Annotated in this window: 29 protein-coding genes and 2 pseudogenes; 11 read left to right on the top strand and 20 right to left on the bottom strand. The window is 59.2% G+C overall.

The genetic code is table 11. The features are described from left to right. Positions 1-245: 245 nt before the first annotated feature. Together CFB50_RS08650 and CFB50_RS08645 are read right to left on the bottom strand one after the other, a co-directional pair. On the bottom strand, positions 246-872 hold the full coding sequence (locus CFB50_RS08650; protein ID WP_089445557.1) for a hypothetical protein: 627 nt from the start codon (positions 870-872) through the stop codon (positions 246-248). 211 nt (positions 873-1083) lie between these two features. Beyond that, positions 1084-1479: a hypothetical protein gene (locus tag CFB50_RS08645; protein WP_089445556.1), complete on the bottom strand. Its 396-nt coding sequence runs from the start codon at positions 1477-1479 to the stop codon at positions 1084-1086. 322 nt (positions 1480-1801) lie between these two features. On the opposite strand from CFB50_RS08645, the gene CFB50_RS08640 reads away from it, so the two are divergent. Beyond that, positions 1802-2266, top strand: coding sequence for a plasmid fertility inhibition factor family protein (locus tag CFB50_RS08640; protein WP_069247873.1), 465 nt, complete (start codon positions 1802-1804; stop codon positions 2264-2266). A 75-nt stretch (positions 2267-2341) separates the two neighbouring features. Here CFB50_RS08640 and CFB50_RS08635 read toward each other — a convergent pair whose 3' ends face one another. Then, positions 2342-2857, bottom strand: a complete 516-nt coding sequence (locus tag CFB50_RS08635; protein ID WP_089445555.1) for a GNAT family N-acetyltransferase — start codon at positions 2855-2857, stop codon at positions 2342-2344. Positions 2858-3398: 541 nt separating this feature from the next. Here CFB50_RS08635 and CFB50_RS39920 point away from each other — a divergent pair. Continuing rightward, positions 3399-4199: a VUT family protein gene (locus tag CFB50_RS39920; protein WP_256978816.1), complete on the top strand. Its 801-nt coding sequence runs from the start codon at positions 3399-3401 to the stop codon at positions 4197-4199. Positions 4200-4905: 706 nt separating this feature from the next. Here the strand turns inward: CFB50_RS39920 and CFB50_RS08625 are convergent. Then, a complete protein-coding gene (locus CFB50_RS08625; protein WP_179254162.1) occupies positions 4906-5706 on the bottom strand; it encodes a phosphatase PAP2 family protein in 801 nt (266 codons plus the stop codon). Between the two features lie 865 nt (positions 5707-6571). Here CFB50_RS08625 and CFB50_RS39915 point away from each other — a divergent pair. The 3 genes from CFB50_RS39915 (at position 6572) to CFB50_RS08610 (ending at position 9840) form a co-directional block, all read left to right on the top strand. Then, entirely contained in the window at positions 6572-6820 is a 249-nt protein-coding gene (locus CFB50_RS39915) for a hypothetical protein (RefSeq protein WP_256978815.1), read from the top strand. Positions 6821-7248: 428 nt separating this feature from the next. After that, a complete protein-coding gene (locus CFB50_RS08615) occupies positions 7249-8151 on the top strand; it encodes an HNH endonuclease (RefSeq protein WP_089445553.1) in 903 nt (300 codons plus the stop codon). A gap of 531 nt (positions 8152-8682) precedes the next feature. Beyond that, positions 8683-9840, top strand: a complete 1158-nt coding sequence (locus CFB50_RS08610; protein ID WP_089445552.1) for a RelA/SpoT domain-containing protein — start codon at positions 8683-8685, stop codon at positions 9838-9840. A 230-nt stretch (positions 9841-10070) separates the two neighbouring features. Here CFB50_RS08610 and CFB50_RS08605 read toward each other — a convergent pair whose 3' ends face one another. Both CFB50_RS08605 and CFB50_RS08600 read right to left on the bottom strand, forming a co-directional pair. Beyond that, entirely contained in the window at positions 10071-10775 is a 705-nt protein-coding gene (locus CFB50_RS08605) for a sulfotransferase domain-containing protein (protein WP_089445551.1), read from the bottom strand. A gap of 147 nt (positions 10776-10922) precedes the next feature. After that, a pseudogene (locus tag CFB50_RS08600) lies at positions 10923-11327 on the bottom strand (SOS response-associated peptidase family protein); the annotation flags it as partial. Positions 11328-11386: 59 nt separating this feature from the next. Between CFB50_RS08600 and CFB50_RS08595 the strand changes: the two are divergent. The 5 genes from CFB50_RS08595 to CFB50_RS08575 all read left to right on the top strand — a co-directional run bounded on the left by CFB50_RS08595 (position 11387) and on the right by CFB50_RS08575 (position 14825). After that, positions 11387-11935: a PAAR domain-containing protein gene (locus CFB50_RS08595; protein ID WP_089445550.1), complete on the top strand. Its 549-nt coding sequence runs from the start codon at positions 11387-11389 to the stop codon at positions 11933-11935. Beyond that, entirely contained in the window at positions 11932-12711 is a 780-nt protein-coding gene (locus CFB50_RS08590; protein WP_089445549.1) for a nuclease, read from the top strand. The genes CFB50_RS08595 and CFB50_RS08590 overlap by 4 nt, the downstream gene beginning before the upstream one ends. Positions 12712-12716: 5 nt before the next feature. Continuing rightward, a complete protein-coding gene (locus tag CFB50_RS08585; protein ID WP_089445548.1) occupies positions 12717-13835 on the top strand; it encodes a type VI immunity family protein in 1119 nt (372 codons plus the stop codon). Positions 13836-14237: 402 nt separating this feature from the next. Then, entirely contained in the window at positions 14238-14540 is a 303-nt protein-coding gene (locus tag CFB50_RS08580) for a hypothetical protein (RefSeq protein ID WP_256978814.1), read from the top strand. An 87-nt stretch (positions 14541-14627) separates the two neighbouring features. Next, positions 14628-14825: a hypothetical protein gene (locus CFB50_RS08575; protein ID WP_012328164.1), complete on the top strand. Its 198-nt coding sequence runs from the start codon at positions 14628-14630 to the stop codon at positions 14823-14825. Between the two features lie 40 nt (positions 14826-14865). Here the strand turns inward: CFB50_RS08575 and CFB50_RS39460 are convergent. Continuing rightward, positions 14866-15039: pseudogene (locus tag CFB50_RS39460) on the bottom strand (SOS response-associated peptidase family protein); the annotation flags it as partial. Positions 15040-15116: 77 nt separating this feature from the next. Here CFB50_RS39460 and CFB50_RS39910 point away from each other — a divergent pair. Next, positions 15117-15287, top strand: a complete 171-nt coding sequence (locus CFB50_RS39910) for a hypothetical protein (RefSeq protein WP_236027402.1) — start codon at positions 15117-15119, stop codon at positions 15285-15287. Positions 15288-15374: 87 nt separating this feature from the next. Here CFB50_RS39910 and istB read toward each other — a convergent pair whose 3' ends face one another. The 13 genes from istB to CFB50_RS08510 form a co-directional block, all read right to left on the bottom strand. Continuing rightward, positions 15375-16172 (bottom strand): IS21-like element helper ATPase IstB, encoded by a 798-nt coding sequence (gene istB, locus CFB50_RS08565; protein WP_060091270.1) that lies wholly within the window; start codon positions 16170-16172, stop codon positions 15375-15377. After that, positions 16165-17670 (bottom strand): IS21 family transposase, encoded by a 1506-nt coding sequence (istA, locus tag CFB50_RS08560; protein ID WP_089444799.1) that lies wholly within the window; start codon positions 17668-17670, stop codon positions 16165-16167. Before istA ends, istB begins: the two co-directional genes overlap by 8 nt. A 149-nt stretch (positions 17671-17819) precedes the next feature. Continuing rightward, complete coding sequence (locus CFB50_RS08555) at positions 17820-18254, bottom strand: hypothetical protein (protein WP_089446070.1); 435 nt, start codon at positions 18252-18254, stop codon at positions 17820-17822. Between the two features lie 43 nt (positions 18255-18297). Beyond that, positions 18298-18546, bottom strand: a complete 249-nt coding sequence (locus CFB50_RS08550; RefSeq protein WP_089445546.1) for a phage portal protein — start codon at positions 18544-18546, stop codon at positions 18298-18300. Beyond that, positions 18543-18881: a hypothetical protein gene (locus CFB50_RS08545; protein WP_373452947.1), complete on the bottom strand. Its 339-nt coding sequence runs from the start codon at positions 18879-18881 to the stop codon at positions 18543-18545. The genes CFB50_RS08550 and CFB50_RS08545 overlap by 4 nt, the downstream gene beginning before the upstream one ends. Continuing rightward, positions 18878-19306 (bottom strand): nuclease domain-containing protein, encoded by a 429-nt coding sequence (locus tag CFB50_RS08540; protein WP_089445544.1) that lies wholly within the window; start codon positions 19304-19306, stop codon positions 18878-18880. Before CFB50_RS08540 ends, CFB50_RS08545 begins: the two co-directional genes overlap by 4 nt. Beyond that, positions 19303-19695, bottom strand: coding sequence for a winged helix-turn-helix transcriptional regulator (locus CFB50_RS38625; RefSeq protein WP_144020641.1), 393 nt, complete (start codon positions 19693-19695; stop codon positions 19303-19305). The genes CFB50_RS08540 and CFB50_RS38625 overlap by 4 nt, the downstream gene beginning before the upstream one ends. Continuing rightward, positions 19695-20258: a hypothetical protein gene (locus CFB50_RS08535; protein ID WP_089445543.1), complete on the bottom strand. Its 564-nt coding sequence runs from the start codon at positions 20256-20258 to the stop codon at positions 19695-19697. The genes CFB50_RS38625 and CFB50_RS08535 overlap by 1 nt, the downstream gene beginning before the upstream one ends. A gap of 169 nt (positions 20259-20427) precedes the next feature. Then, positions 20428-21075 (bottom strand): DUF6475 domain-containing protein, encoded by a 648-nt coding sequence (locus CFB50_RS08530; RefSeq protein ID WP_089445542.1) that lies wholly within the window; start codon positions 21073-21075, stop codon positions 20428-20430. Then, on the bottom strand, positions 21072-21878 hold the full coding sequence (locus tag CFB50_RS08525) for a helix-turn-helix domain-containing protein (RefSeq protein ID WP_089445541.1): 807 nt from the start codon (positions 21876-21878) through the stop codon (positions 21072-21074). The genes CFB50_RS08530 and CFB50_RS08525 overlap by 4 nt, the downstream gene beginning before the upstream one ends. Beyond that, a complete protein-coding gene (locus CFB50_RS08520) occupies positions 21875-22729 on the bottom strand; it encodes a ParB/RepB/Spo0J family partition protein (RefSeq protein WP_089445540.1) in 855 nt (284 codons plus the stop codon). The genes CFB50_RS08525 and CFB50_RS08520 overlap by 4 nt, the downstream gene beginning before the upstream one ends. Positions 22730-22749: 20 nt before the next feature. Beyond that, positions 22750-22917, bottom strand: a complete 168-nt coding sequence (locus CFB50_RS39905; protein WP_256978808.1) for a hypothetical protein — start codon at positions 22915-22917, stop codon at positions 22750-22752. Between the two features lie 385 nt (positions 22918-23302). After that, complete coding sequence (locus CFB50_RS08510; protein ID WP_089445538.1) at positions 23303-23602, bottom strand: DNA-binding protein; 300 nt, start codon at positions 23600-23602, stop codon at positions 23303-23305. Between the last annotated feature and the right edge of the window lie 49 nt (positions 23603-23651).

Below are 23651 nucleotides of genomic sequence, written 5' to 3'. Positions count from 1 at the left end.
GCAATCGATGCGATCACGCCGCCCGCCGGACGCCTGTCCGGTTCCGTCGACGCAGCCTTCCCGCGTCGGACGGGCAAAAAGCCCCCGCTCCTGCGCGAGCGAGCGGGGAAACGGTTGACCGGGCCGGGGAAGAACGGTCAACCGGCCAAATTGTGAGCGTGGGCCGCGCAACGATCTGTGCGGCAACTCACCATTTGGTGACAATGCGGCGGCAATTGGTTCGCTCGCGTGCCGCGCGGATCGCGTCACGGTCCGAGCCCAACGCCCGCGACCGGCGCGAGCGTCACCACGATGATGGGCGACAGCACCACGGCCCCGATCATCATCACGCCGTCGGCCGCGAGCGTGACGGGCGTCGCGAGCACGCGCACGGCCTTGCCCGCCGTCGTGATGCGGTCGGTGACCTGGATCTTGTACGAATGCGTAAACGACGACCACGTCTTGCCCTGCGCAAAACCATCGGCGAGATAGCGCGATCCGGCCAGTTCACCCTTCATCCCCAGATCCCAGTCTCCGAGCTTCGTGAAGCCGTCCTCCAGCGCACGATTCCAATCCTCATCGGTCATGTCATCGCGGTGGAGCCGCAGCGAGAAGTCGCCCGAAATCTTGCTGCCCTGCGCGACGAACTCATATAGCGACGCCTTGATCGATTTCCGGTAAGGCGATGCCAGCACCGCGCCGAGATGCTCCGGCATATCGAAGATGTAGTGATATTTCTTGCCGAGCACGACGAATTTCTTGCCGTCCTCGCTGACGAGGAATCGGTCGACTGTCTCTTCGTAATGGCCGTCTTCGAACAGCATTGCGGTGCAGCCTGCCAGGCCCGCAGCGACAACGATCGCGCCCGCCGTCAGCAGCGTTCTTCTTTTCATGTCTGGAGTTTTATTTTGTTTTGATTCAATCGGATATTTTCAGGCCCGGGCCCAGTTTCCGGTCAGTCGCGGGTGTTTGTCAAAGCAGGTTTATTCTATTTTTCCGATCGACATGATTCGGGCTTCATTTTCCTGAACCGATTTTTTCAAAACCGCGTTTTGCAAACACCGGGACTCGCGTCATGGCAACCGGGTTTCATCATCGTGACGGTCAGCTGAAAAGCCATTCTGCGACCCTCTCGATCCAGTCGAGATCGCCAGCGATATCGATGACGGTTTCGCCGACGATTTCGGCAGTCGATGTGGGCGATACGCCCGTCGCCACCGCTCCGGCAGCAACCGCACTCACGTTCGCCATTTCGAGCGACGCGCCCGATCTTGGATCGGCCAGCCGCTCCAGCCAGTCGACAATGTTGGCACGCGCATCCTCTTCATCGACGAAATCATGCCGCTCGAGAAAGCGGTCGAACACGATCCATGCAAGCGTCTTGCTTCGTGAATCGGATTCGAGATGCCAGTCGACCACACCTGTCCGACCGGACGCCCTGATTTCAAGCGTCGCGGTGAAACAGTAATCGAGGTACTCGATTTCAAGTTTCGACGACATGGTTTCTCCGATCAATCTGCCAGCTCTGTTCTTATGATGAGCCGCGCACCGGGTTTCGCGAGACTGTGTGAATCTTCGATGAAATTCGCGCGGCGCATCATGTCCGCGGGCAGTATCGCGATATTCTCGTGACCTGTCGATATCGATCGCCGACACCTGACCGCATTCGATTTACCCCCCTTCCTCTCCGCACTTTTTCATGCGGTTCAGGTTCTGCCGCGAATCGCCCCGCTTTCCTATTCCTGGTATTGCCCTGCTGCGCCGCCGCAATCGCGCTGCTAAACTGGAATCAATAAGGCCGCTTGCGACATCAGAGGAAACAATGGCACTCGCCCACGCACAGGAAAATGGCGTAGAAGTCTGGGTTATCCAGCTTCCCGGGCACACCCCCTATGCCTATACGCACCTCAAGCGGGTCTTCTCGTCCGACGATACGCGACATCGGGTCGTGACGATCGATCTGACGAAACTGCTGGCATGTGCCGACCGCGACACGACTGACTACGTGTTGCCGTCTGTTCTGTACTGGGCCCCTGGAAAAGCCGCGGGCATTCGCGAATTCCTCGATCCTGACCAAGACAGGATTGCGGACATGCCGTACATCACGTTTCGCGAGACGAGAACGCGAACGCTGCTCGGCATCCCCGGCCTGTCGAAGGTCGGCGTCGCGTCGTTCCGCAACGGCCAGCATCGCGCGCGCTATCTGGCCTATGCAGGCGCAACGACCCTGCCCGTCGAAGTGCACGAGACGGAAGCCGATCTGCTCGTGCGGTACTGCGGCGAGTAGCGACGGAGTCCGTTCGGCTTTCGCCCGGCGACGGCCGCCCATCGTGCGACCGTTCGCTCGAATGTCGCCAGGCCGCTACGCCTGTATCGCATAGATCCGGTCGGTGACCTCCGTCTGGCCGATGCGGCTCGTCTCGATACCCGCCAGTTGCCAATCGTTGTATTCATAGAAACCGATCGCGCGTTTGTTGTCGTCCAGCACCTTCAGGTGGACCTTGTCCACGCCAATCGTGCGCGCCCAGGCGCGGACGGCTTCGATCATGCGCTTGCCCGTGCCGCTTCCGTGATGCGAAGGATGGACGTGCAGGCAGTCGAGCAACACGCCGAGCACCGGGTCGACGGGACGCTCGGCACTGACGAAGCCCACGGGCTCGCCGTCCGCCTCGGCGATCAGCACGAGACCCCACTCTTTTTCATCGCGATCGAGATACTGCCGCCATCGGTTCGCGTGTTCCGTCGGCACCTCGTCGGTCAGGTAGGCAGCCGGCAGGACGTGGCTGTATGCGGTTTGCCAGCTCAGCGTGTGCAGGCGAGCGATGTGGTTTGCGTCTTGCGCTGTCGCGGCACGCAGCGTGGCCCGGGTTTCCGGCATCGGTGGTCACTCCTTCGGCTTGCTCTCTTGATCGGGACGTCTCGCCGCAAAATATACCGCGCGTTGCGGCATGCAACCCTCAACGACGCTGCGCCAGAACGATACCGTGTCGGCCTGTCCCGGGACGACGAAATCAAGGCATCGCACTCCGCACGTTATCGTCGCGTACCTCGCATGCGCCGTCGCCCCCCACTGGCTCGTGACGTTCGCCAGCGCTCGTCTTCTTCACATCTGACGCGATCACGTCAGCGCCTGCCCGCCGGGCGTCGCTGCAACTCGTTGCCCGTGCAACGGGATGCAGAAAAAAAATCCCGACACCGTCATTGGTCGTCGGGATCGAACGGCCCTGCAAAGCATGAGGGCACGAGGAAGCCGACACATTACACCAATGTAAGACTGTTGCGCGCTGTCGCTTCACGCCAAGTCCCTGTCCCATTCCGCCATTCATGCGCAAAGCGCGGCCATAAACGAAAAAAGCCTGCTCGCGCGGAACGCGAGCAGGCAAGAAAACGGATCAGCATTCGAGGCACGAGGGCTGTCCATGGAAGATAACGGCACGGGGCGCAAGAACCTTAGCTGCGACAGGAAACTTCGCAACATCATGGCGACGGGATACGGCCATACACTCTCGCGTCGAAGATCCATTGATGAAAGCCGGCGACACAGTGACGATATCCAGTCGCTCGCAACGCTGGCCGTCTGCCAATCGTGCGACGTTCCACCCGGCTTGCTCGTAGCGAAGCACCTGTCCATCTTATCAGCCATGTATGGCAAACTTCGGCTCCGAATCGACGCAGCGCGCACTCTTTATTGCAGGGAAATCATGTACGTCTTGATCTATATCGCAGCAGTCGCTGTCGCGAACCTGATGGTCGCTCATTTCGGGCCAGCTGCCACACCGATCATCGCGTTCTTTCTGATCGGACTCGATCTCGCGATTCGAGACCGACTCCATCTGGACTGGCGCGGCCGCGCGCTCTGGTCACGAATGTTTGCGTTGATCGCAGCCGCCGGCATTGTCAGTTACGCGCTCAATCCCGCTGCCAAGGAAATCGCCCTCGCGTCTCTCGTAGCGTTCGGTTCGGCTGCCGTGGCAAGTGCAATCGTGTTTCAACTCGCACCTCGCTTTCCGATACTGGCGCGCGCCAACGGCGCGAACGTCGCGGGTGCGGCTGTCGACTCCATCGTCTTTCCGCTTATTGCGTTCGGGACAGTGTTTCCGACGATCGCCGCGTTGCAGTTCGTCGCAAAGGTGGCGGGCGGCGCTTTGTGGTCGTGGGTGGTTTTTAGAAATACCCGAACGGCTCAGGTGGGGATCGCGAGCAATGTGGTCGATCGGTGAGGACGGGTTTGCTTTTACGCAGCGTTCACTACGTATATATCCACGCCGGCCCGGACGCCAAAAAAGCAAAAAGCCCAATCCGCAGCACACCGAACAGGGCAAACACGGCGCCGAACGGCACGAGGCCTGAAGGGAGATGAGAAGCAAGCAGATCGGCGGATACAGTCATGGGTCGAAGCCCTCGATCGGACGCAATATTGCCTTGATCTGCTGCCTCCACTTGTGAAAGAAGCTTGGCATAGCGCCGAACTCGATCGTCACGCGCGCTCCCTCCAGATATAGCCGACCACGCTTTGATGGAAGACGTTCGACACGTACGCAACAGCCTGTATCAGCTTCAGTGCGTGAGAGCACTGCTTGGGAAAGGGTAACAGCGCGCAGCGAGGCTGTGACAGGGACAAGATCGGAAGCTATCGCCCGAGAAGCCTGGTCAAGCATCTTGCACGCGGAGCCCCAGTGCTTCGAGCAGATAGATGATCGCCACAACATTGCAAGCAATGATGCAAAGTCACCAGGATTCAACAGAAGCCACCACAAGATCAGCAGGGGCACGGCGGAAGCAACTCCAGCGAGCGAATAAAACGCCCCCTGGAAGTCGTCTCAGCCATGACCTTGCTCTTTGAATCTGTTTCCCGTTCCATTGTCTGGACCACAGGCTTACCCTTTCAGCGCGTGGAGTAAGCATGCAGACGGTGGAAAGGTTGATTCAGCGTCCCGTCAGGAGCGGTCGCCGCGCGATTTCAAATCCCAAGAACCAGCGACGCACCAACCATATCGTCACGATGCCCACAATCACGCCGGTACCGATATCTGCCAGATAATGGCCACCAACCGAGAACGTCGACACCAACATGACAGAATTGAGCGCGAGCGCGACGGGAAAAATGAAGCGAAGATTACGTGTGACGTAGATCAACATTACCGCGACGACTGCATGAAATGACGGTAACGATACGATTCCCTGCATCGCCATAGGATTCATCACTATGGGCGCCCCACTTCTGGCACTGAAATAATCAGAAACGTGAGACGCCGGCCCGGAATCGCTAATGCCGAAGTGTGGGAATGCACTCGCCGCCGGATACCACGTCGAAATCGCAACTACGAATATCAGCGAAATCACGAATATCAGCATCATCTCGCAAAGCTCTTGCTTTCGGCGCAACAGTCCGAATAAAAAGCACAAAAAAACCATCTGATATGAAATGGTTTTATATGCAAACAAAAGTACTTGCTGAATAACCTCGCAACGCACGACCCATTGGTAGCTTTTCAACCAGTCGAATCCGAACGATTGCTCCCATGCCAGAAGCGCACCCTGGATCTCGGGGCGGTTGACAGCCGCCCCGATATACGTCGCAATTACTGCCGCCTGCGCATTCATCGTGACGATCCGAAAGCAAAGGACAGAGAGCGCGATATCCCGACAACGAAGTTTTTCGGCAATTTCCCGATAGCGCGGGATACGTCCGATGCCGACTAAGACACCGCAGATCAGTAGCGTCATGACGCACGTCTCGACCGATTGCAGATACCACTCGTGAATGAGGGACAGCCCAAATCGGCCCATGGTCGCGAAATCGACAGCAAACATTACACCCGTCAGTATCCATGCAATCGCAAACGCCCCCAATACTCTCGTTCTCATATTTTCCCCGGCATGCTTTTTATTGACGGTGTGTCCGTCCTGTCAGCACATATTCAATCACGCCCGGCAAAAAATTACACTGGGCGTTTGTCATAGGCCCGCCAAATCAGTCGTCGCGGGAACGGCACTCATAGCGGAGACGGTTGCGGTATATCCACCGTTGAAGGGGCGTTTCCGCGTCTCGACCGCCTTGTGTCGATCGAAGGCACTCACTTAGCCGGTCGATACTCGCACCACTGTTACCCCATTCGAGCTGTCGAGCGCGACGTGCATCGCCTCGCACGTCGACTGCATCGTGTCAATGATGCGTAGTGTGGGCGTCGGCAGCCTGTATGAACGCGGCGGCAGCGAATCGTCATCGGACACCAAGCAGATGCCGAGACGTGGCACGGCATGGCGATCTGGAAGCCATGGGAAGAGTTCGAGGAGACGGCCACTGGAAGCGCTGAGCGCCTGACGACCGGAAAGACTACGAGCAATGCTCCGGACCGATATTCGTTTGGTTCACGGACGCCCGCGCGTCCGACATCGAGGTTCCAGACGTTGCATGCTATCCGGGGAAGGAATCGAAGGGAGCGCCCAAGTGCGCGATCCGCGAAATCGCCCTGCGTTCGAATGCTCCGCTCGCCGGAAACCGCAAGATCGAATGCCTCGACCTCGCCCGGCCGCAGGTCGACCGCAGGCCGGTCACATTGGCGTGAAGCGCGCAATGCAGTGCCGGAAGATGTGCCGCAAGGTAATCGAGCAGTTCGAAATCACGCCAACGCTCGCGGCACGCCCCGATCGATCGGAGGCGATCCGCGACACTAAGGAATGCCTGTACGTGTTCACGCCGAAGTGTGGCACGCACTACACGCGCGACGGATTCAAGGGATTCCGAGGGAAGTTGATGAGCGAAACGATCGAGGCGAAGGTTATTGCCGGTCGATTCGCGTTCCATGACCTGCGTGCATATTATGCGCCCCAACATTAGAGCGAGCACGGCGCTCTGCCCGACCTGCATGCGAACCCGGCGACAACCGCACGGTGTACGACCGAAACAAAATCGGAAAGCGCAGTGAATTCCGTTTTGTGGAATTCCAAAACAAAAACGGCACTGTCTTTTGGGACAGTGCCGTTTTTAACAACTTGATACCGCTTGGAATTCTGTGGGGTGGCTGATGGGACTCGAACCCAATTAGGCGGGGTGCCAAGGGGGGCACCGGGGACATATGCCTTTGTTTTTACTATGATTTTTGAATTCTCGCGGCGATCTATCCCCCTTCGATCCCCCCGGTTGTCCCCGAAATTGTCCCTGAAGCGGTCGCGAACCTAAACATTCGCGCACCCTGATCTGCCCCTTCCACTACCGAGTAAAGACAGGTAACGTTTCACGGACACAACAACCGGGGCTACGGGGCAATGGAGTTCTATTGGGTAAACGTCGGGCTGACGATCAATGAAGTACTCAGCGGCAATTTTCTCTGGGCACCACAATACACGATCACGCAATCGGGCAAGGAACAGCACCTAGAGCACTGGGACAATGTTGCGAAAGTCAAAGCTGGAGACTTGATCTTCTGCTGCCACAATCAGCGCATTTCTCATATTGCCAAGGCGGCCAAAGACTCGTATTGGGCTCCCAGACCTCCGAGTCGCTCCTTCTCCGAATGGAATGCCGGCGGGCACCGTGTCGACGTCCAACTGATCGAACTGAACACCCCGATGCTTCGTGACGAAGTCTCGGGCGAGTTTATGTCGCGGTTTGACGAGCACACGTCACCATCCCTGTTCACGAGAACCGGCACGCTCAAGCAGATTTATATGGCGCACTTGCCGCAAGATGCTGGTGCCTATCTGCTTGAGTCATCGCAGATGATCGAACGCTTCGAAGACGCGCTGGTAACCGATGGTGGAAACGGGAAGAAGGTATCGAAGACGACGCGCGATGCGATCGTGAAAGCCCGAGTCGGCCAGGGAAAATTTCGGGCAGATCTGCTCAAGAGATGGGACAACCAATGTTCGCTCACGGGCCTTGCAAACACCGACCTTCTCATCGCCTCGCACATCCACGCTTGGAGCCTCAGCACGAACGACGAGCGGATCGATCCTGACAACGGGTTGCTGCTCGCCCCACATATTGACCGGCTGTTCGACAAGGGGCTGATTTCGTTTGACCAGGATGGCGGCCTGTTGGTAGGACCGAAGCTGTCCAAACGCGACCAACAGGTCCTCGCGCTCGACCGGTATCCGGCGCTACGTAAACTCACAGAGGGCAACAAAACCTTCCTGGCACGCCATCGCGACCGATACAAGTTCGATTAGATCCATACCGGATTTGAAGGCCGATTCGAATGTATGCAAGATCAGTTGACAGGTCGTAAACTCGCGAACTGAAGCCGGTCTGGGCATTCGTCAATGCCGTAGATGCTTACAGTGACGCGTCATTCGAAGGCAGGAAAACACACACCCACTTCGCTGAGAACTCAAGGCATCTGTCTACCGGCTTGGTAGCGATCTTCGAGCGGACGTAGGGCCACATTCGTCGACCTCCCTCGAAGTAATGCTTGCTCCTTATTTCACAGCCTGCTGACAACAAACTTACGCCAAAACCTACGCTTGTCTTTATCGTGAGAAGCCGTTTCCGTTCCCCTTGGACGCCATCACAATTAGTCGATCATAGATCGAGTGTACCTGCCGCGGCATGCCAAGTGGAAGCCCTCATCTGGGGGTCGCATTGTTTCCACTTAGTACCGTAGAATTTCACCAACTCACCACCTCGCAATCGAGGCCAATAGAGTGTGTTCGTGACCACCAATCGGGCAATTGCCCGCCGCTGACGAATGGGGATAGCAGATGTACCAAAAAACTGAAAGTGAATTCCGGCAGCAGAACAACATTCCGGATGGTCAGTGGGAAGTCGCTAAGATTGACTGGAAGACACTTTTGGCGATTGGACGACACCATGAATCGCAAAAAAACTCTCTTACCCGAGCAGTAGAGGCGATGGCCCGTGACCTTCAGAGTATCGATCTCGTTCATTCTGTAAGATTTCGTATCAAGGACACCGACCATCTTTTGGCGAAGATTATCCGAAAGCGCGTTGAAGGAAGCGAGAAATATGCCGACATTAGCGTCGAAAACTATCAAACGAAAATTACTGACCTTGTTGGCGTGAGAGCCTTGCATCTCTTCAAGGAGGACTTGTTCCGCATCAACCAAAGCATCCTGGAAACTTGGGAATTGGAGGAAACCCCACCGGTCGCTTATGTTCGCGACGGTGATCAGAAAGAGAAACTTGAGGAGGCCGGATTCGATGTTCAGTCACGTACGGCCCACTATCGGTCTGTTCATTACATTATTTCGACGAGCCCAAGGCGCAAGAAGATCCTTGCTGAGCTTCAAGTCCGAACGATATTCGAGGAAGGCTGGGCCGAAATCGATCACACTGTAAAATACCCTGCATACTCTAACGACGAGTCAATTGCTGAGTTTTTAGGCATCTTTAATCGTTTAGCCGGCGCGGCAGACGAAATGGGAAGCTTCGTCAGACGCATGGCCGAAACAGTCCGAGAAGTCAGTGCAATCACGGGTCGGAAAGAAAGCGCCTCACAGAACGGAGTTAAGCAACTATCTGAGCCTGAGAATCTAGCTGACAATCTAGACAAGTACGCCGTTTACTTAAGCTTCATCAAAAATAAATCTTTTAACCCGCACCGTCGCACGACGAAAGGAATGGGTGCAACCTTCAAAATCTCAGATCCTATAGACAAAACCAGCGGCGACTTCTTAAGCTTCAAGATTTCAGATAGCGATCGAGAAATTCCGGGCCGCATCTCGCGAACTGCATTGACTACCCTTGGGGCCAAGAATGCCAGCGACTTGGATATTTTTTATGCCAATAAAGAGCGAATTAGGACTGCCGCATTTAACATGTTGAGGCGAAATCCGTCGCTCGACATCATTGCACTCGGATCAAACAACTTTCTTCCCCAAGGTCCGACATTCAACTAACTGAAAATCATTTTTATTCTGCCAACATATCTTTATCTGGATAGAGCTGCGGCATTGCACGCGCAGCCTCAACGTTTGGCGTCATCAACCATTCTTCACAATCGTCCCGCCGCAAGATCACGGCCGATCGCTTCTCGTCGCCGGCCCGTGCATGATCGCGAATCGCCGGCATTAACCGACTGTGTGTCCGGTGAGAGTGTCCAGCCTTGAGCCCTCCACGTCGATCAGGATTAGCTTTGCCACGCCGAAAAATCTTCACCCAAGTACCGACCAAGCGAAGACACTCGCTCTGCGTAAAGCGCATCGAGAATCGGACGCAACGAGGGGCGCAAGGGAACGCCATCACCCTCAAATTGTCGCGCCTGCAAAGCAGGTCGATCCCCTTCAACAAACCGCCCGTCCGAAACTCCAAGATGATCTAGGCAGCGATTGGCGACGGCGATAGCATCCTCATTCAAGCTCTCGTAACGAATGACTAACAAGCGGTCTTCACCGAAGACTGACCGCCAGTTGCGAATGCATGACTCGTAGTCGCCGCGTCCCAATGAGCCGCGCGATCGAAAATGATCAATAAACCACTCGTCTGATGCTTCCTCGTGTGTCATTTCCGCGCGCGCAAGCGCCATGCGCGCCGATGACCAGGCCCGCTCCCGAGGATCGCGAATCATATAAATCAAACGCAGGTCTGGCGCGAACGCTCCAATCTCACGAATGACATCAAGCGGCAGAAAACTGTAAGCAGGCGTAATGTCTCCATTGGTCCGCGTCGCGTCGGAAAAAAGATCAGAGTACCAGGCAAGCCCGCGGGCTCGATGTGCGTCCCAAAAATGCACCTCCTTCCCACCAGGAAATGCCACGGAAGGATGACGAGATAGCGCGTGATACAGCCACGTCGTCCCGCATTTTTGTGCGCCAATGCCCAAGAACTTCAACATAAGGGATGTCTGCCGTAGCTTTCGAATAATTGTCTGAGCCCACATTTCGTGAGCGTGCAGATTCTACCGGAAGCGCATGGTCGACCTCACCGAATCCGTATCGCCATACGAGCGCAGTTGGTGCCTTCATCTTCCTGAGAAATCCCATCATTCAGAGGACGCCGGCTCCGCCGCCATGTCTTCGGCTGGGTAGAGCTGCAGCATCGCGCGCGCAGCTTCGACGTTCGACGTCGTCAGCTATTCCTCCCAGTCGTCTGGATGCAGGATCACGACCGCCCGTTTCTCGTCGTCGGGTTTGTGCATCCGGGAAAAAATCGGATGCCCCTCGCCGTTGACTGTGATCATGGACATCGTGTGATGCTCCGCGCCGTCCGGCCCTGCTAGGGTCCGCCAGATGCCGGCGACGCACATCGTTCGCCAGCCGGCTAGGCCGATCAGGTGCCACACGTTCTTGCCCGTCTCGTTGAGCCCGTCGGCCGGAACCATGCAGCGGCGCCCGGCGCGCCACGCGGGACGATTTGGGCGTCGATCATCCCGGCAATCCTGACAGGATAGTTACAGGTCTAAAGCCCATGCTAAATTTCGTGCGGGTTTTCCTGTAAGGAATGAGCATGAGTTCTGCATTCATCCGCGAAGGCGACACGACCGACCACGGCGGCCGCGTGCTCGCCTGCACGTCGACCAACGTCGTCTTCGGTAAGCCGCTCGCTCTCGAAGGCGACATGGTGTCGTGTCCGAAATGCAGCGGCGTCTATCCCATCGTGGGCGTCCGCGTTCGAAGCATGACGTTCGGCGGCCGGGCCGTCGCGACCGACGGCGACCGGACGGCGTGCGGCGCGCGCCTGATCGCGTCGCAGGGCAATGCCACGGTAGAACCGACGTCCGGTGCGGGTGGCTCTGTCGGCGCGGGCAAAAGCGTGCTCGCGCAGACCACTGCGCAAGACGACGGCGCATACCGCGGGCGCTTCCAACTCGTCGATGACCAGACGCGCGCGCCTCTCGCGAACCACCGCTACACCGTCACGTCGGCCGACGGACAGACAATACAAGGCACGACGGATGCGAACGGCCACACGGGCTGGTTGAGCAGTCACCAAGCGTCGTCGCTAACGTTCGATCAGTCTGGCTCGACCGGAGCTGCGGGTGTGAGCAAATCATGAGCGGCGGGTATTCGGGCGGCTCGGCCGTCGGAGGCTCGGCAACCGGCAACGGCCAAACGACTGTCGTCGGTGCCAGGAAGGGGATAACGCAAGAGGACAAGGCCTTTCTATGTCGCGTCATGTGCGATTGCGGCAGGATCGGCGTTTGGACGCGCGGCGGCGGGCGGCTTCAGCGACAGAAGTGCGTTGAGCAACGGGTCGACGCTGACAACGATCGATCGGTTGAAGCGACCGGGCAGAAGACCGTATACGTCCCAGAGGTCAACTACAACATGATCGCTAAACCGCCTTCTCCGATCATGTCAAACGACGATCCGCTAGAACCCCACGGCGATCTGCTGGACTATATTCGTAACAGTTGGCCGGGCAAGATGAAGGGCTACCTCGAAGGGAAGCGTGCCGGCCTAGATCAGACGCGCCGCCCTGACGTCGTGATCGTGTACGATCCATCGCAGCCGCCTGAGCAATCGAACATTCGAGCCGTCATCGAAATGAAGTTCGAGGACCAGCTCACGCGAGGCCAAGCGTCCGACTACATCAAGATCGCGGGCGACGAAGCGAAGTACGTGCCGCTGAAGAAGGCGCAATGTGGTTGCCCCGACGAGGATGCAGAGAAAGAGCCGGCGCGATCGACTCAACGTAGCACCAGCACGGACACTGAAGAACTATTCGGCGGAAATGCTGGTGGAGCGCACAAAACCGGCCCGCTCGGATTGCCGCAATTGCCACCTGTCGGCCCCGGCCCGGCAGCTCCCGGCATTGCCCTTCCTTTCTGAAGATCATGACGAAAGACGAACTGATTGCGTGGGCCAATGACCCGCGCCGACAAGACACCCTGCCCTTCGGCCTGTACGAACCGCTCGAACAGAAAGCGATCGTCGGGGCGGCCTTGGTCGTGCGCGGCGCACTGTACTTCAAAGGCGGATACACGAAGGCCGTGCGCGAGGTAATCGTCGCCTGCTACAACCGGTATATGACAACGATCGAAGACTTCGAAAAAACCTATGCGAGAGCGGCCGGGCTGGAACCCCCGAAGGCGAGCCCGATGCGCTGGTTTTACGAGGAGGGGCAGAAACCGGTCGAGTTCGCCAAAGCGCGCGGATTTCCGACGGTTGCCTCCGACGTGCCGAGCAGTCAGGTTCTCGTGGCAACGACGACCAGCGCGGGCCACAAGCTCGCAACCGGTTTTTTTGAGTTCTCAGCGTTTTGCATCCCAGATTGGCAGGCAGAACAAGGGGATCGCGGACTGGACGCGATGGTGTTCACCGTCCCGCGCCGCTTCCTCGAAATGTGCCCCGGAACGTTCGAGAAGCTGTTCGCGGAATTCGCCGCGGCAGTGCCGACGATTTGGGGGCATGCGGGCATCGGCGTCAATCTCCCGCCGCTGGACCCGGAAGCGAATGAGGCGAGCGAGAATTTCTGGTCGCGGCTATACGGTCCGGGTGTCGATGTCGGCGACCCGATGCGAACGTCGATCCGCGACCTGGTGGACAAGATCAAGACAGTTGATTGGCTGACGGCTCTTGATGGGGATTTCGTCCGCCGCGTCGGCGGCGCTGACGCCTTGATGCTGCCCCCCGACTGGTTCCGCAAAACTCCGATCGCTAACGGCGGTTTGCTGATTCAAGCAGGAGTCGACCCGGTTGCCGGCGTGCCACTTGGCAAGGGCATCCCGCCCGCGCCGCCAGCCGCATACGTCCTTCTTAACCATGCGTTGCGTTCGATCGTGGCCACCGAGAGCGGTATCCTCCAACGCGGCACGGTCAACAGCACCGCACCCTTGCTCAATACGACCGTGGCAAGCGAGGCGTGGTTGCGGCGCTTCAACGTGCCCGACGACGAACTCAACGGATACTGGGTCGAGTTGCACAAGACGCAGAAACTGCAGACATCCATGTAAGTGCACGCACGGCCGCCGAGCCGTGCGAGCGTGCGTCAAGAGTTCACCGGTCGTCGCGCCCCTGACGGAATATCACTACTTCGGCGCCGCGATCATCTCGTCAGCGGGGGTAGAACTGCATCATCGCGCGCGCGGCCTCAATGTTCGACGTCGTCAGCCGATCGTCACAGTCGCCGGGCCTCAGGATCAGGTCGGGCCGCCTCTCTCGCCGCGGACGAAATACAGCGGTTGCCTGAACAGGGATACGCGTATGATGGGTTGATCCGAGCACCAATTGTAGATTCACCGCTCGCCCTCTCCCCAAGTCTGTGCCACACCCTGCCTGCGCACGACATTTGCCCCTTACACCACACTCGTCGGACCGTGCAGCAGCACGGCTCGAGATCGGCTCGCGCGTCCTCTTTGAGCGAGCTCAAGGGCTCTCGCGAAGCAGCAAATCAAGATAAAAATCATCAGAAGGCGGCAAACATGAGCTGGTACTGCGAAGCGGAACGCGAATTACTGCATATTAGGCGAGCGATCGGACTACTCGAGCAAGCCCAACACGCCTTCATTAACAAATCGTCGGTGAACGACCCGGCGTACTGGAGGGTCAAGCTCAACAAGCTCCGCACGCAATCCATGCGAAACAAGGTCCTCGAAATCCAAGTGGACGAGCTTTTAGCCCGCCTCGCACTGATCCAGGATCCGCACTGTCGCAAGTAGGAATCTACCCCTTCACTCTCACCTCCTTCCGGGTGCACGCGCATTCCAGGCGGCAGTCCGAAGGCGCCATCATCACCGGAGCAAGCCATGACCCCCCACGACGTAATCACGATCTTCGAGCGGTTGAATGCAGAAGGGCGGGCAGCGGTCGATCTAGACCACGCTTGTACCGGCTTCGCTGGTTGGCTGGCGGGCGTGTGGGATACATTAGGGGAAGAGGACATTGCGTTGCTGACATCTATCGGCGCGACGCTGTATCGCGAAGGCTACGGGCGGCGATACTAGGGACTGTTGGCTTTCGACGAACGCTTCACCTGTGCCCCGTTTACATTCCCGCTTGCGCCGGTTCGGTGACCATCTCGTCCGCTGGATAGAGCTGCAGCATCGCGCGCGCGGCTTCTACGTTCGACGTCGTCAGCCATTCCTCCCAGTCGTCCGGACACAGGATCACGACCGCCCGTTTCTCATCGTCGGGTTTGCGCATCCGGGAGAAGATCGGGTACCGGAGTTCGACGCCTCAACGATGCCGAGCTGCGCAGACTGTGGCGCGAGTACTCCGATCTTCAAGTTCGCTGGTTGATCCTCGAGATCTTTGCCCTTCGAAAATCGCTGGATCGGATTCAGGAGTGGTTCGACTACGTCGACAAGAACGTCGAGGATCGCGGTCAGCTTGGTGGCGGGAATGGGAAATTGCAGGAGCTGCGCCACCTTCTCCGGAAGGAAAAGGGGCGCGCCGGGATGATGTGACGAATCTGCGCCGCCTGTTGATTTCCACCGAGTCTTAACCCACCGATTTCATCTAAATCTGACCCACCCCGAGACAGCGTAGTACATCTATTCCGGTGTGGATAACTCTTCGTTACCCGCTGGTTTTGCTGCTCTCTTTCTTGTCGTCTTCGCCTTGGCAGAACTGGTCCTGAAGCGCCACGATTCATTGCCCGTTTCAACGATGTGGCAGTGATGGGTGACGCGGTCCAGCAGCGCTGTCGTCATCTTTGCATCCCCGAACACGCTCGCCCACTCGCCGAAGCTGAGATTGGTCGTGATCGCGACGCTCGTGTGCTCGTAAAGCTTTGAGAGCAGATGGAACAGCAATGCACCACCGGTCTGGCTGAACGGCAGATAGCCCAGCTCATCGAGAATCACCAGATCGACGTACATCAGCTTGTGGGCGATCTGGCCTTGTTTGCCGATGGACTTCTCCTGCTCCAGGGCGTTGGTCAGCTCGACGGTCGAGAAGTAGCGCACACGCTTGCCGTGGCGCTGTACGGCTTCGATTCCGATCGCTGAGGCGAGGTGCGTCTTGCCAGTGCCCGGACCACCGATGAACACGACGTTGTGCGCGCTTTCGAGGAACGACAGCTCGCTCAGTTCGCGCACCAGCGCTTCGTCGACGTGTGCCTGCGCGAAGTCGAAGCCCTTCAGGTCGCGGTGGGCCGGGAAGCGCGCAGCGGTCATTTGATAGGCGATCGAGCGCACCTGCCGTTCGGCGGTTTCAGCCATCAACAGCTGCTTCATGAAGCGCTCCGGCTCGAAGTCCGTGTGGCGCGACTGCGCGAGCAGCTCCGGCCACGTGCTCGCCATGCCGTGCAGTTTAAGACCCTTGAGCTGGGCCGCGATATCGTTAGACATGACGATCCTCCGGTGGGTTGGCGCGCAGCGTCTCGTAACGGCTCACGTCGGCCGCGGGCTCTTCCTTGAGCTGGAGTTTCGTCGTGGCGAGGCTGCCATTCGTGACGGGCGCCTTCAGCCGGCTCAGCACGTTCAGGACGTGCTCTGCGCTGGGGCGTCCTGAATCCAGCGCAGCCTGTACGGCGAGCAGCACCGCATCGAGCCCGTGTTCGCGCACCGCAGCGAGCACCTGCGTCATGACGCGATCGCCGCCCGGGTGTTTCAGCAGATGCCGCTGCAGCAGTTGCAGCGGCTGCGGCATCGTGATGAACGGCGCGCCGTTGCGCAGTGCGCCGGGTTTGCGCTCGACCAACGTGACGTAGTGGCGCCAATCGTAGAAGGTCATGTGCCGCTCGAAGCTGCGTTCGTGGCGTGCGATCTCCTGGGCGTTGGCGACGACGCTGAGATATGCCGGATAGCAGCGCACGCTCACCAGCTGGTTCGTGTACTCGGTGGGCACGCTGTAGCGGTTGCGCTGGAAGTGAATCAGGCTGGTCGACGAGACTCGCAGGGTCTGCTCGATGTAGCCGTCAAACGGCCGTGGATTGGGCATCAGCCGGGTACGCTCGTCCTGCAGCACATCCTCGACCGTCAGCTCAGGCCACTGCGGGTGCCGCATGTGCCACGCCTCACGACACTGACCAGCGACCCATTCGTTCAGGACCTCCAGCGTTTCCCAGCGCCGTAGCGCTGCTTCGTGCCAGATCTGACGTCGCCGGTCCTGAACGTTCTTCTCGACGATGCCTTTCTCCCAGCCTGCAGCCCGGTTGCAGAACTCCGGCTCGAACAGGTAGTGACTGCACATCGCTTCGAAGCGCGCGTTGACCGCACGCTCCTTGCCGCGGCCAACCTTGTCCACGGCGGTCTTCATGTTGTCGTAGATGCCGCGCCGCGGCACGCCGCCGAACGCGGCGAACGCGCGGGCGTGCGCATCGAACAGCATCTCGTGACTCTGTGTGGGATAGGCGACGAGCCAGAACGCGCGGCTGGAGTTAAGTTTGACGTGGGCGACCTCCAGGCGTCGCCGCAGCCCGCCAATAAAAGCGTATTCGCAGCTCCAGTCAAACTGGAAGGCTTCGCCGGGTTCGAAGGCGAGCGGCACGAAGGCCTGCCTGCGAGGCGCCTCAGCCTGCTCCTCGTGCCAACGCCTCACGAACGCGCTCACCCGGCCGTAGCTGCCGGCGTAACCCTCGGCGCGGATCGCCTCGAACATGAACCGGGCGGTGCGCCGGTCACGCTTCGGGCGATGACTGTCGGCACGCAGCCAACCTGTCAGCTGTGCGGCCCAGTCGTCGATGACGCTCGGGCTGACGCGCTTCGGATACTTCGGCTCGACGGCATCAGTCTGCCGCAGCCAGCGGCGCACCGTGTTTCGGGACAGGCCCGTATGCCGCGCAATCTCGCGCAACGGGACCTTCTCGCGGAAATACATCCGCCTGATCTTGGCCAATATACCCACCGTGATCACCTTTGTATCCCCTGCTCAAAGATTGAGCAGAGCATTCAATCACGTGGGTCAAAATTCGATGAAAATTTCCAGCTCTAGTGGGTCAGTTCTGCGCGGACATCAACAGTGGGGTGGCGTTGACCGAACGACGAGGCCTAACCTTACGCACTTTGTTCCGGGTGTGGCTCCTTCAACAGACCGCGCGCCCTCACGCGCGGATACAGCGCTACCTTCGCCGCCTGATAGCTCGCATGGGCGTCCGACAGATCAAGGCCGCGCGGATTGCTCCAGACTTTTGCGCCGCATGCCTCGTTCATCGCGCCGATTCGCTTCGCCTTCATGTGTCGCTGGATTGCTGCGCGCTCCTGCCACGTCAGCGCGTCAACGCACACGTCGACCTGTTCCGCACGCTTCTTCGCCGCCTTCCGGTCTGCCTCTTCCGACCGCTCGTCAGCCGTGACCGTCCGTTCGTCTTCGGAGAAGCCACGGCACGACGGATCGACGCGCCCATAGCCAAGGCTCGGCACATAGCCTGCCTGCCAGTCGTACCATTCGCCGAGCAGTTCTTCGATCTGGTTGCTTTCGTCGGTCATCATGTTCATCTTTTTCGATTTGATTGAGAGGCCGGGTTGTTCGTCGTTACATGACGACCGTGAAGTTGATCCCGTAGTGAGTAAGCCAGTCGCCTACGGCATGGCGCATCGTTCGATTCCGCGGCCAAGGAAACGAAACCTGCGTGCCGTGTTCCGTATCCGTGATCTCCCCAGAAAACGGGCATTCGTCGAGCGCGATGAGGTCTGCACCGGTCAGCGAGTCACGATGACGGATCGCCGATACGAGCAGTTGCTCGGGCACGTCGCTGTACAAGATGCATGCGGCGGCACTCATACCTCACCTCTCAACTCCAGCACGTGTGCGCCGCTCGCAAGGAAACGCCCCAGCTCGGGCGACTTCTGGTTGCGGTATACGTATGCCTTCGTCCGGAACACGCCCGGCTCAACCCACCGCGGATCGGCCTTCGGCATGCGCGCCCGATGCATTTCGGGAATGAACGCGTCCACTTCGACGGCCGTGATCAGTTGTCGCTTAACGGTAGCGATACGGGCAATGCGAAACACGGTCGCATCGATCTCGCGCGTACGCTCATAGAAGACGATGCCACCGCTCCCACGCTTTCTCGACGCGCTATATACCCCGTCTGGAATCTCAACCCACAATCTCACTGGCAATTTGCCTCTCCCATCTTTCGGGCGCGCACGGGCGCCCATGCTTCGTAAGCGACGTCCCATGCCGCGAACTTTTGCTCCCGCAGCCCCGGGCCCTGATCGATCAGTGAGTGACAATTGGCGCATCCAGGTACCGTAAATTCGTGGCGTGCCTTGATGCCCATGCCCTTACCGTGTTTCGCCTGGTTCGAGTGACAGGGAACTACCGTTTCCCCTCCGCCGAGACAACCGCGCATGCGCAGATAGCACGGCTCGCCCCGGCAGGCCTCGAGGTATTTCGATCCTTCAGCGACCGTCGGACGCTTCGCTCGCCGCTTCATCGCCACCTTGCGGGGCGCCTGATCGGGCAACGGTGAGCTTTTACGGATCCACGAACCGCGCTTCATCGGCGTCTTGCGCGTGCCAAAGCCTGGGCGCTTCATGCCGCCGCTCGTCCGGTTTCGACCATTGCGCGTATCGCCCTTTCAGCCCATTCGATCGATTCAACTGCTTGCCGCTCACGTGCGGCCTCTGCCGCAATACGCTCCTGAATTCGTCGCCAGCGTTCAGAGCCGGCCCATTTATCGAACCCTTTGAACCGCTTTCCCGTGTACATCAGCGGCGAAGCCGCGTGCCCCTTGGTACCCGCAGCGGTCGCTTTCTCGCCTCTTTTCAAATATCCAGCAGCGATCAAGGTTCGGATCGTCTCGCGCGGGCCACCGCCCTGACTCAGACCCAACCTACGAGCGATTTCACCGGCGTGAATGCCGGGATTCGCCTTCACGCACTCGATGATCATTTTCGAGACCGGCCCCACCTTCCCATCAGCCATCAGAATTCCTCCGTTTGCCAGCCGCCACCGGTCTTCGCGCGGCCGGCCGTCACTGCAATGAACCGCACCGGATATTGGTCCGCCGCGACCTTCACCTTCACGCGCGCGTCGTCTTGCCAGTGGCCCTTGACCTCATGCGCTTCGAGCTGCCCACTCGCCAGCATCACGGCGAAGTCCGGCGTGTAGAACGTGTTGTCAGCGAGTCGGAATTTGATGCCCTCGAACCGATACCAGGCGATCTCCCCGGCCTGCTTCCGCTCCTCGAGGTGATTCGCATATCGCTGCTCGGTCTTGTTCATCTCGCCGGTCTTCAGGCGCCCGAGCGCCTGCATGCGCGCCTTGGCGTCTGGCTGGCGGTACCCAGGCGTCAGCACGGGCGGCGCACCGATTCCATTGCTGATATCGTCGAACCCTGCGTCGACTTGCGGCCGATTGCCAGTCGCGTCGAATACCGCCTTCTGTGCCGCCGTCATCTTCGGTCGCGAGTCATCGCGAACGCGTGCCGTGCCGACCTTCATCGTTGCCGCGTCGACGCGCATCGGCCATGTGGTTCGTTTCGTCATGCCTTCCTGTCGCTATCCACGTAATTCCTCAACTCACGGCGCGCCGTCGCGGCTGCCGTATCCCCAAAGCGTTCACGCACCGAAGTGATGAGCGCGTGCGCCTTGCCGTTTCTTCCCAATCGAGCGTCACGAACAGCAGCCATGAACCGCTCGCGGCACTGATCTGGCGTCATGCCGCACCAAGCAACGGCATCGGCCGGTTTGCCGCCAGTTCGGGCGTCATGCGCACGAAGCCGAGCATTGGTTTGTCTTGGCCGGCGAGCATCACTTGATGAGCCGTTCGGGCATCACCGATCAGCACTGGCGGTTGGCTCTTGTGCCCGGTGCGGTGGTTCTGTGCCTCGGCCATGCCGATGAGCACCGGCAGGTATTCGGGCGTTTCGCTGCGCATCTTGTAGCCGCGGTAGCGATTGACGAACTCGTTCCGCACGAACGGCCATTCCTCTTCGCCCTTCCCGCCAACCAGCACCCACCCGCCCATTTCAGCGATCACCCGGTGAATAAGCGCATCGTCAAAGACGACGCTGTTGTACGTCCCGCACGACCGGACAGCGCGGTCCACCTTCGCCCACGCGACGAGCGCCGCGTCTTGAGTCGAGCCGCCGAGCATCCTCACGATGTCTGCCGGCATCGGCATGAATTGCCCCGAGTCAGGGTTGACGCTGTGGCGGCCGAGTGCATCGTTGACCGCGGCGAGGTCGTACGGCTTCATCGCAGCCCACCAAACGCCGAGCGCAAACTCCGAAAAGTCGCGCTTGTAGAACGCGAACACTCCGGCAATCAGGTTCGAAAACTCTTCGTAGTCGTTCGGCGTCATGCCGCACCTCCGTTCTGAGCCTTGAATTTCTCGGCAGCCCGTCGAGCGATCTCGCGATTCCGGGCCTCCAACGATTCCTGCTTGTTCTCACCGCCGGCAATGCCGCCAGCGAGCGGCTTTTCGGTGCGGACCCAGTTGCGCCACGTTGCCGCCCAATCGGTCTTGCGCCCCCTCTGCCCCGGCTGGGCACGCCAGTGATCCGCGAACTTCTCAGCAACCTTGCGGACGTGATCGACAGTCCACGTCGGTTGCTCGGCAAGAGCCCATTCTCCCAACGCCTTCGAGAGAACCCAGTCGTCGGGTAAGCGCGTTCCGCGCGCACCAACACCGTTCCCACCGTTCTCTACTGTTCCTACTGTTCTGTGTCCCAAATTTGGGACTGTTCCCGGCGGTTTTTGGGACTGTTTCCCACCGAAATTGGGACTGTTTCCGGTGGAATTCGGTACTGTTCCGTTTTCGGAACTGTTCCGGTTATGGAACTGTTCCGAATTCGGGCCTGTTAATAACTCTCGCGGCCCGATCTTCACTTCCACACCACGACCCACGTTGATGACGTAGACCACGACTTGACGCGTTCGCCCGGTGCGCTCGCCCGTGTCGGTGATCCAGCCACCTTCCTTCAGCCGGTCGAGGTTAGCCATGACGGTCTTGCGGTCCTGTTCGGTCCATGCGACCAGCGTCTCAACACTCGGATACGAAACGAAGTTCTCGTTCGCGTAGTCGGCCAGCGCCATCAGGACCGATTTGGCCGGCCCCTTGCCAACCTTCTGATGGCGCGCCCAGGTTGTCGCGTCTAAGCTCATGCAGCCTCGTCGAGCGACATTTGGCGGGAATCGGCAGCATCGGCCGCCGGCTCGCCATCAGCCAGATTCAGAACCCAGCGCAATGCCTCTGCGCGCTCGCCAGTGGCGTTCGCCAGCTCGGCCGTGATCTGCTTGCGGGTACGCATGCGCGGGGCCGCGTCGCCGGTTAATGCGGCCTTCTGCGCGCGCGAGCGTTCGTGCCCCTCCTTGCCGTCGGCTGCGGCGATGACTGCCTTCACCTTTTCGCGCTGTTGGTCCGGCGTCAGCTTCGCGAGCTTCAGGGCGCTCGACACAGTGATCTGGTCCGCTTCGAGCGCATCGCGCACGGCGGCCGTGCAGTCGAGCAGCTTCAACTGCTGGCGGACCGTCGGCACCTCGACGCCGAAGTAAACAGCGACTGTTTCTTCCGTATGGCCGACGTCGAGCATGCGCGCCATCTTTTCGGCACGATTGATCGGCGAGTCCTCGTGGCGGATCTCGTTCGCGCTAACCATCACGGCAGTGAACGACTTCCCGCCGTCATTGATGACCTTCTGCGGAATGGCAGGGATCGTGATCCGCGGTTCGCCAGCAGCAATCAGCTGTCGATTCAGCTCACGGGCATTGATAACGCGCGTCCGGCCGTCGATAACCAGGTTCTTGCCGGTTTCCGGATCCTTGTAGAACAGCACCGGCTCGCGCACACCGATCGCACGGTAGTTCAGTACCGTCTTCGGGTTCGGCTCTTGATGCACGCGACGGTCGTACAGCGGGTGCGAAGGGTCGACAACGAGTTCGAGGTCGTTCGGGTCCATCGCGAGCGCAGTTACCTTGCTCTTCGCGCCATATGCTTCAACGGAGCTTTTTGCCACGTTTCCTCCAGAAGAGAAATTCAGGCCGCCAGCGCTTCGGGCGGCGGATTGCGATCCGCGAAATCGGGATCGCCGGGTGATCGGGTCGAGCCGTCGGTGCGGTGCCAGCAGTACAGCGAACCGCGCCGATGCCAGAACCAGTAACCGGCGCACGTGCACGCCATCAGACGCGTGTTGCGCTTCTGCATCCAAGAATCGATTCGGAAATCGCGCCGGCCGCAGACGTCGCATTGCGGCTGCCGCACGTACTCGTCGGGACGCTTCTTCAGCACCCGGCGCGTTTCGCAGTGCCGGCAGCGGCAATGAAAGCGGGCCATTTCAGTGACCGCACGGCACGGAGCCATCGAGAGATTCGGACGCCCCGCACGACAGGCACTTGCGCGGATAAGTCGGAGGTTGGTTGGTGTCGCGCACGATGCGCTTCACCTCGTCGGACAGGATCGGATTCCGCTGTCTGACTTCGTCCTGCTGGCAAATCGGATTGGTTTCCATAAATTCAATTTTTTAGGATTACTAAGCCAAGACAGAAGCACTCTCCGTCGAAAATGCTTTTGCCTAGACCGGCCGCTTACATCACCACCGGCCGCCGCACTCCCCGAACCCTTCCCTCGCACAGTGGCAGTTCACACCCACCTTGCTCATCGTCGACAGCCCGTCCAGGTACTCGCGCGAGACGACGCGCAGTTCCAGCGAATTCAGTCCGGCGTCGATTTTGTTGATCGGAACGCCGAGATTCCCGGACAGGAACCGACTCACCTGCGAGTCGTCCCAACCGAGCGCATCCGCCACCGGCCCGCGGCTACGCGGATCGCTCAGCGCTTCCCGAAATGCCCGCTCGATGCTCGGCTTCCGGATGACCTCAATCGTGTTCATAGCAACTCAACTCCGTTCAAAACTAATTGAATGACCTTGAAGGTCGAAT

The sequence above is a fragment of the Burkholderia sp. AU33423 genome, from assembly GCF_002223135.1.
GTDB classification, from domain to species: domain Bacteria; phylum Pseudomonadota; class Gammaproteobacteria; order Burkholderiales; family Burkholderiaceae; genus Burkholderia; species Burkholderia lata_D.
The sequence above is the reverse complement of the archived record's forward strand: the minus strand, read 5'-3'. Positions and strand labels throughout refer to the sequence as shown.

Excerpts from the sequence above, each read along its gene's own strand:
- CFB50_RS08650 (WP_089445557.1), bottom strand. The coding sequence starts at position 872 with ATGAAAAGAAGAACGCTGCTGACGGCGGGCGCGATCGTTGTCGCTGCG.
- CFB50_RS08645 (WP_089445556.1), bottom strand. The coding sequence starts at position 1,479 with ATGTCGTCGAAACTTGAAATCGAGTACCTCGATTACTGTTTCACCGCG.
- CFB50_RS08640 (WP_069247873.1), top strand. The coding sequence starts at position 1,802 with ATGGCACTCGCCCACGCACAGGAAAATGGCGTAGAAGTCTGGGTTATC.
- CFB50_RS08635 (WP_089445555.1), bottom strand. The coding sequence starts at position 2,857 with ATGCCGGAAACCCGGGCCACGCTGCGTGCCGCGACAGCGCAAGACGCA.
- CFB50_RS39920 (WP_256978816.1), top strand. The coding sequence starts at position 3,399 with ATGGAAGATAACGGCACGGGGCGCAAGAACCTTAGCTGCGACAGGAAA.
- CFB50_RS08625 (WP_179254162.1), bottom strand. The coding sequence starts at position 5,706 with ATGACGCTACTGATCTGCGGTGTCTTAGTCGGCATCGGACGTATCCCG.
- CFB50_RS39915 (WP_256978815.1), top strand. The coding sequence starts at position 6,572 with ATGTGCCGCAAGGTAATCGAGCAGTTCGAAATCACGCCAACGCTCGCG.
- CFB50_RS08615 (WP_089445553.1), top strand. The coding sequence starts at position 7,249 with ATGGAGTTCTATTGGGTAAACGTCGGGCTGACGATCAATGAAGTACTC.
- CFB50_RS08610 (WP_089445552.1), top strand. The coding sequence starts at position 8,683 with ATGTACCAAAAAACTGAAAGTGAATTCCGGCAGCAGAACAACATTCCG.
- CFB50_RS08605 (WP_089445551.1), bottom strand. The coding sequence starts at position 10,775 with ATGTTGAAGTTCTTGGGCATTGGCGCACAAAAATGCGGGACGACGTGG.
- CFB50_RS08595 (WP_089445550.1), top strand. The coding sequence starts at position 11,387 with ATGAGTTCTGCATTCATCCGCGAAGGCGACACGACCGACCACGGCGGC.
- CFB50_RS08590 (WP_089445549.1), top strand. The coding sequence starts at position 11,932 with ATGAGCGGCGGGTATTCGGGCGGCTCGGCCGTCGGAGGCTCGGCAACC.
- CFB50_RS08585 (WP_089445548.1), top strand. The coding sequence starts at position 12,717 with ATGACGAAAGACGAACTGATTGCGTGGGCCAATGACCCGCGCCGACAA.
- CFB50_RS08575 (WP_012328164.1), top strand. The coding sequence starts at position 14,628 with ATGACCCCCCACGACGTAATCACGATCTTCGAGCGGTTGAATGCAGAA.
- istB (WP_060091270.1), bottom strand. The coding sequence starts at position 16,172 with ATGTCTAACGATATCGCGGCCCAGCTCAAGGGTCTTAAACTGCACGGC.
- CFB50_RS08555 (WP_089446070.1), bottom strand. The coding sequence starts at position 18,254 with ATGATGACCGACGAAAGCAACCAGATCGAAGAACTGCTCGGCGAATGG.
- CFB50_RS08550 (WP_089445546.1), bottom strand. The coding sequence starts at position 18,546 with ATGAGTGCCGCCGCATGCATCTTGTACAGCGACGTGCCCGAGCAACTG.
- CFB50_RS08540 (WP_089445544.1), bottom strand. The coding sequence starts at position 19,306 with ATGAAGCGCCCAGGCTTTGGCACGCGCAAGACGCCGATGAAGCGCGGT.
- CFB50_RS38625 (WP_144020641.1), bottom strand. The coding sequence starts at position 19,695 with ATGGCTGATGGGAAGGTGGGGCCGGTCTCGAAAATGATCATCGAGTGC.
- CFB50_RS08535 (WP_089445543.1), bottom strand. The coding sequence starts at position 20,258 with ATGACGAAACGAACCACATGGCCGATGCGCGTCGACGCGGCAACGATG.
- CFB50_RS08530 (WP_089445542.1), bottom strand. The coding sequence starts at position 21,075 with ATGACGCCGAACGACTACGAAGAGTTTTCGAACCTGATTGCCGGAGTG.
- CFB50_RS08525 (WP_089445541.1), bottom strand. The coding sequence starts at position 21,878 with ATGAGCTTAGACGCGACAACCTGGGCGCGCCATCAGAAGGTTGGCAAG.
- CFB50_RS39905 (WP_256978808.1), bottom strand. The coding sequence starts at position 22,917 with ATGCAGAAGCGCAACACGCGTCTGATGGCGTGCACGTGCGCCGGTTAC.
- CFB50_RS08510 (WP_089445538.1), bottom strand. The coding sequence starts at position 23,602 with ATGAACACGATTGAGGTCATCCGGAAGCCGAGCATCGAGCGGGCATTT.